The sequence below is a fragment of the Halomonas sp. genome (assembly GCF_041689495.1).
Taxonomy (GTDB): domain Bacteria; phylum Pseudomonadota; class Gammaproteobacteria; order Pseudomonadales; family Halomonadaceae; genus Halomonas.
Window position 1 is genome coordinate 1 of record NZ_JBDNGD010000370.1, and the last position, 5,079, is coordinate 5,079.

Annotated in this window: 3 protein-coding genes; all 3 read right to left on the bottom strand. The window is 63.6% G+C overall.

The annotated features are described in order from the left end of the window. On the bottom strand, positions 1 to 475 hold a 475-nt coding region (gene greA, locus ACESMD_RS11590), incomplete at its 3' end, for a transcription elongation factor GreA (protein WP_372613294.1). Beyond that, entirely contained in the window at positions 472 to 3,717 is a 3,246-nt protein-coding gene (gene carB, locus ACESMD_RS11595; RefSeq protein ID WP_372613296.1) for a carbamoyl-phosphate synthase large subunit, read from the bottom strand. The genes carB and greA, both read right to left, overlap by 4 nt. A 66-nt stretch (positions 3,718 to 3,783) precedes the next feature. Then, positions 3,784 to 4,929 (bottom strand): glutamine-hydrolyzing carbamoyl-phosphate synthase small subunit, encoded by a 1,146-nt coding sequence (gene carA, locus ACESMD_RS11600; protein ID WP_372613298.1) that lies wholly within the window; start codon positions 4,927 to 4,929, stop codon positions 3,784 to 3,786. Between the last annotated feature and the right edge of the window lie 150 nt (positions 4,930 to 5,079).

The window sequence follows — 5,079 nt, forward strand, 5'->3', positions numbered from 1 at the left end:
ACAGATGCTCGACGCTCCCCACCTCGTACGAGACCTCGCCACCGGGGGTCTTGACCACCACGTCGTCCCCTTCCTCCTTGCCGATCAGGGCGCGAGCGATGGGCGAGGTGACCGAGATACGGCCTTCCTTTATATTGGCCTCGTCCTCGCCGACGATGCGATAGGTCACCTCCTCATCGCTGTCGAGGTTGATCAGGCCGACGGTCACACCGAAGATGACCTTGCCGGTCCTGGGCAACTTGGTCACATCGATGACCTGGGCATTGGACAGCTTGCCCTCGATCTCCTGGATACGCCCTTCGATGAACCCCTGCTGCTCGCGAGCGGCATGGTATTCGGCGTTCTCCTTGAGGTCACCGTGCTCACGGGCTTCCGCGATGGCCGCGATCACCCTGGGCCGTGCCTCGCTCTTGAGCTCATCGAGCTCCTTGCGCAGGCGGGATTCACCCGCAACGGTCATGGGGACCTTGTTCATTGTGCAGCTCCTGCATACAGTTCCTGTAGCCGACGTACCGTGATCTGGTTGCCGTATTCCAGTGCCATGCAAACGGCACTGGCCCCTGCCAGTGTCGTGGCATAGGGAACCTTACGGGCAAGTGCCGTACGACGAATCACCGAAGAGTCGCTGATGGCCTGGCGACCCTCGGTGGTGTTGATGACATAGGCCACCTCGTCGTTCTTGAGCAGATCGACGATATGCGGGCGGCCCTCGAAGACCTTTTTCACGACCTTCACCTCGAGGCCAGCGGCATCGAGGGTGGCGGCAGTACCGCGGGTCGCACAGAGCGTAAAACCCAATGCTATCAGAGAAAGGGCTACCTCGATAACTCCCGCCTTGTCCGGATCCCTGACCGAGAGGAATGCCTGGCGCTTGCCGGTAATCGGCGGAATCGCTTCACCGGCACCCAGCTGTGCCTTGTAGAAGGCCTCGGCGAAGGTATCGCCGCTGCCCATCACCTCGCCGGTAGACTTCATCTCCGGCGAGAGGATCGGGTCGACCCCCGGGAACTTGTTGAACGGGAAGACCGCCTCCTTGACGCTGAAGAAGCGCGGCACGATCTCTCGCTCGAATCCCTGCTCGGCCAGAGTCTTCCCGGCCATGCAACGCGCCGCCACCTGGGCCAGCGAGATTCCGATGCACTTGGAGACGAAGGGCACGGTACGCGAGGCGCGGGGATTGACCTCGATGATGTAGATCTCGCCGTCCTGCCAGGCCAGCTGCACGTTCATCAGGCCCACCACGCCAAGCTCCACGGCCATCTGCCTGACCTGCTCGCGCATCTCGTCCTGCACCTCGGCCGGCAGGGAGTAGGGCGGCAGGGAGCAGGCGGAGTCCCCGGAGTGCACCCCGGCCTGCTCGATATGCTGCATGATACCGCCGATAACCACCTGGTGGCCGTCACTGACCGCATCGATATCGATCTCGATGGCGGCATTGAGGAAGTGGTCCAGCAGCACCGGGGAGTCGTTGGAGACCTTGACCGCATGGGTCATGTAGTTCTCGAGCTCAGAGCCGTCATAGACGATCTCCATGGCGCGACCGCCCAGCACATAGCTAGGGCGTACCACCAACGGATAGCCGATGGCCTCGGCCTTGGAGAAGGCCTCCTCGAAGCTGCGCGCCGTGGCGTTTGGCGGCTGCTTGAGGCCCAGCTTGTCGATCATCTGCTGGAAGCGCTCGCGATCCTCGGCGCGGTCGATCGCGTCCGGGGTGGTGCCGATGATCGGCACGCCGGCGGCCTCGAGCTCACGGGCCAGCTTGAGCGGCGTCTGCCCGCCGAACTGCACGATGACACCGACCGGCTGCTCCTTGTCGGCGATTTCCAGCACGTCCTCCAGGGTCACCGGCTCGAAGTAGAGACGGTCCGAGGTATCGTAGTCGGTGGAGACGGTCTCGGGGTTGCAGTTGACCATGATGGTCTCGAAGCCGTCATCGTGCATGGCGAAAGCGGCATGCACGCAGCAGTAGTCGAATTCGATGCCCTGGCCGATACGGTTGGGTCCGCCACCCAGCACCATGATCTTCTGGCGGTCGCTTACCGCCGCCTCGCATTCCTCTTCGTAGGTGGAATACATGTAGGCGGTGTCCGAGGCGAACTCGGCGGCGCAGGTATCCACGCGCTTGTAGACCGGACGGATACCGGCTTTCTGGCGGGCCTTGCGGAACTCCTTCTCGGCCACGCCCAGCAGGCTCGCCAGGCGGGCATCCGAAAACCCCTTGCGCTTGAGCGCGAAGAACTCGGGCGCCGTGAGCTCGGAAAGGGAACGCTTGGCCAGGTCGACCTCAGTGTTGACCAGATCCTGGATCTGCACCAGGTACCAGGGATCGATATTGGTCAGCGTGAAGATCTCCTCGACGCTCATGCCGGCGCGCATGGCATCGGCGATGAAGAAGATGCGCTCGGCGCCGGCGGCCTGCAACTCGCCCTTGATGTGGGCCATGGCATCCGCGGTGAACTCGCCGAACTTGTACTCAGGAAACTTGGGGTCGAGGCCGTCGTTGCCGGTTTCCAGGCCACGCAGGGCCTTGTGCAGGGATTCCTGGAAGGTACGCCCGATCGCCATTACCTCCCCCACCGACTTCATCTGGGTGGTCAGGCGATCGTTCGCCTGGGGGAACTTCTCGAAGGTGAAGCGCGGGATCTTGGTCACGACGTAGTCGATGGATGGCTCGAAGGACGCCGGCGTCCGTCCGCCGGTGATGTCGTTCTGCAGCTCGTCCAGGGTGTAGCCCACGGCCAGCTTGGCGGCGATCTTGGCGATCGGGAAGCCGGTGGCCTTGGAGGCAAGGGCCGAGGAGCGCGACACCCGCGGGTTCATCTCGATCACCACCATGCGACCGGTCTCGGGGTCCACGCCGAACTGGACATTGGAACCCCCCGTCTCGACACCGATCTCGCGCAGCACCGCCAGGGAGGCGTTGCGCATGATCTGGTATTCCTTGTCGGTCAGGGTCTGGGCCGGGGCCACGGTAATGGAGTCGCCGGTATGCACGCCCATGGGGTCGAAGTTCTCGATGGCGCAGACGATGATGCAGTTGTCGTGCTTGTCGCGCACGACCTCCATCTCGTACTCCTTCCAGCCCAGCAGCGATTCGTCGATCAGAAGCTCGTGATTGTTGGAGAGATCGAACCCCCGGTCACAGATCTCCTCGAACTCCTCCTTGTTGTAGGCCACGCCGCCACCGGACCCCCCCATGGTATAGGAAGGACGGATGATCACCGGGAAGCCCAGCTCGGCCTGGATCCGCCAGGCCTCCTCCATGCTGTGGGCCACCTCTGCCTTGGGACACGCCAGGCCGATGCGCTTCATGGCCTGGTCGAAGAGGTCGCGATCCTCAGCCATGTTGATGGCATCGGCGTTGGCGCCGATCATCTCCACGCCGTACTTCTCGAGCACGCCGTGCTTGTCCAGGTTGAGGGCACAGTTGAGCGCCGTCTGTCCGCCCATGGTGGGCAGGATGGCATCCGGGCGTTCGGCGGCGATGATCTTCTCCACCGTCTCCCAGGTGATCGGCTCGATATAGGTGGCATCGGCCATCAAGGGGTCGGTCATGATGGTGGCTGGATTGGAGTTGACCAGGATGACCCGATACCCCTCCTCGCGCAGCGCCTTGCAGGCCTGGGCGCCGGAGTAGTCGAATTCGCAGGCCTGGCCGATGACAATGGGGCCGGCGCCGATGATCAGGATGCTCTGGATGTCGGTACGTTTGGGCATGACGGTTCCCGCGGCTAATTCGTGAGCTGATTCGTGAAGGACAGGCTGATGTCAGGTGGTTCGTGGTTAGCGGCGTTCCTTCATCATGGCGACGAAACGGTCGAACAGCGGCGACACGTCGTGCGGACCGGGGCTTGCCTCGGGGTGCCCCTGGAAACTGAAGGCCGGGCAGTCGGTGCGCTCGATACCCTGGAGGGTGCCGTCGAACAGCGAGCGGTGAGTCGCGCGCAGGTTGGCCGGCAGGCTCGCCTCGTCGGCGGCGAAGCCATGGTTCTGGCTGGTGATCATCACCCTGCCGCTATCGAGGTCCTGCACCGGATGGTTCGCCCCGTGGTGGCCATGGCCCATCTTCACCGTCTTCGCCCCGCTGGCCAGCGCCAGCAACTGGTGACCCAGGCAGATGCCGAACACCGGGATCCGCGTCTCGAGGATCTCGCGAATGGCCGTGATGGCGTAGTCGCAGGGTTCAGGGTCACCGGGGCCATTGGCCAGAAAGACGCCATCCGGAGCCATCGCCAGCACCTCGCTGGCCGGGGTCTGGGCCGGCACCACGGTCAAGCGACACCCCCGGGAGGCGAGCATACGCAGGATATTGCGCTTGGTGCCGTAATCGTAGGCCACGACGTGATAGGGCCGTTCGATACGACTGGCGTCGGCATGACCCTCTCCCAGCGCCCACTCGCCCTCGTTCCATTCGTAGGGGGTCTGGCAGGACACCACCCTGGCCAGATCCATGCCCTTGAGACCCGGGAAGGCCCGGGCGGCGGCGAGGGCACGCTCGACGGCACCTTCGCCCTGGGCGTCCGACCCGGCGAGGATGGCGCCGTTCTGGGCGCCCTTGTCGCGCAGGATCCGCGTCAGCCGCCGGGTGTCGATGTCGGCGATGCCGAGCACGTTCTGGCTCTTCAAGTAATCGGAAAGAGACTGTTCACTGCGGAAGCTGCTGGCCATGAGCGGCAGATCGCGGATCACCAGGCCGGCCGCGGCGATACCATCGGACTCCACGTCCTCGGCGTTGACGCCGGTATTGCCGATATGCGGATAGGTCAGGGTAACGATCTGGCGGGTATAGGAGGGGTCGGTCAGGATCTCCTGGTAGCCGGTCATGGCCGTATTGAACACCACCTCACCGCTGGTCTGTCCATCGGCACCGATGGCCGTGCCATGAAACACACTGCCGTCTTCCATGGCCAATATCGCGGGTCTGTTCAATGCAAGGTCCTCCCATGCTCGTCATGAAATACGGCTTTCCGGGTCTGGCACCGAGGCTCGTCCGCCGGATGGCCGGCCCCGGCCCGCAAAAAAGCGGGACGAAACCCGATGAAGACCGGTTTCATCCCGCTTGTTGTCATTCGCTCGGAA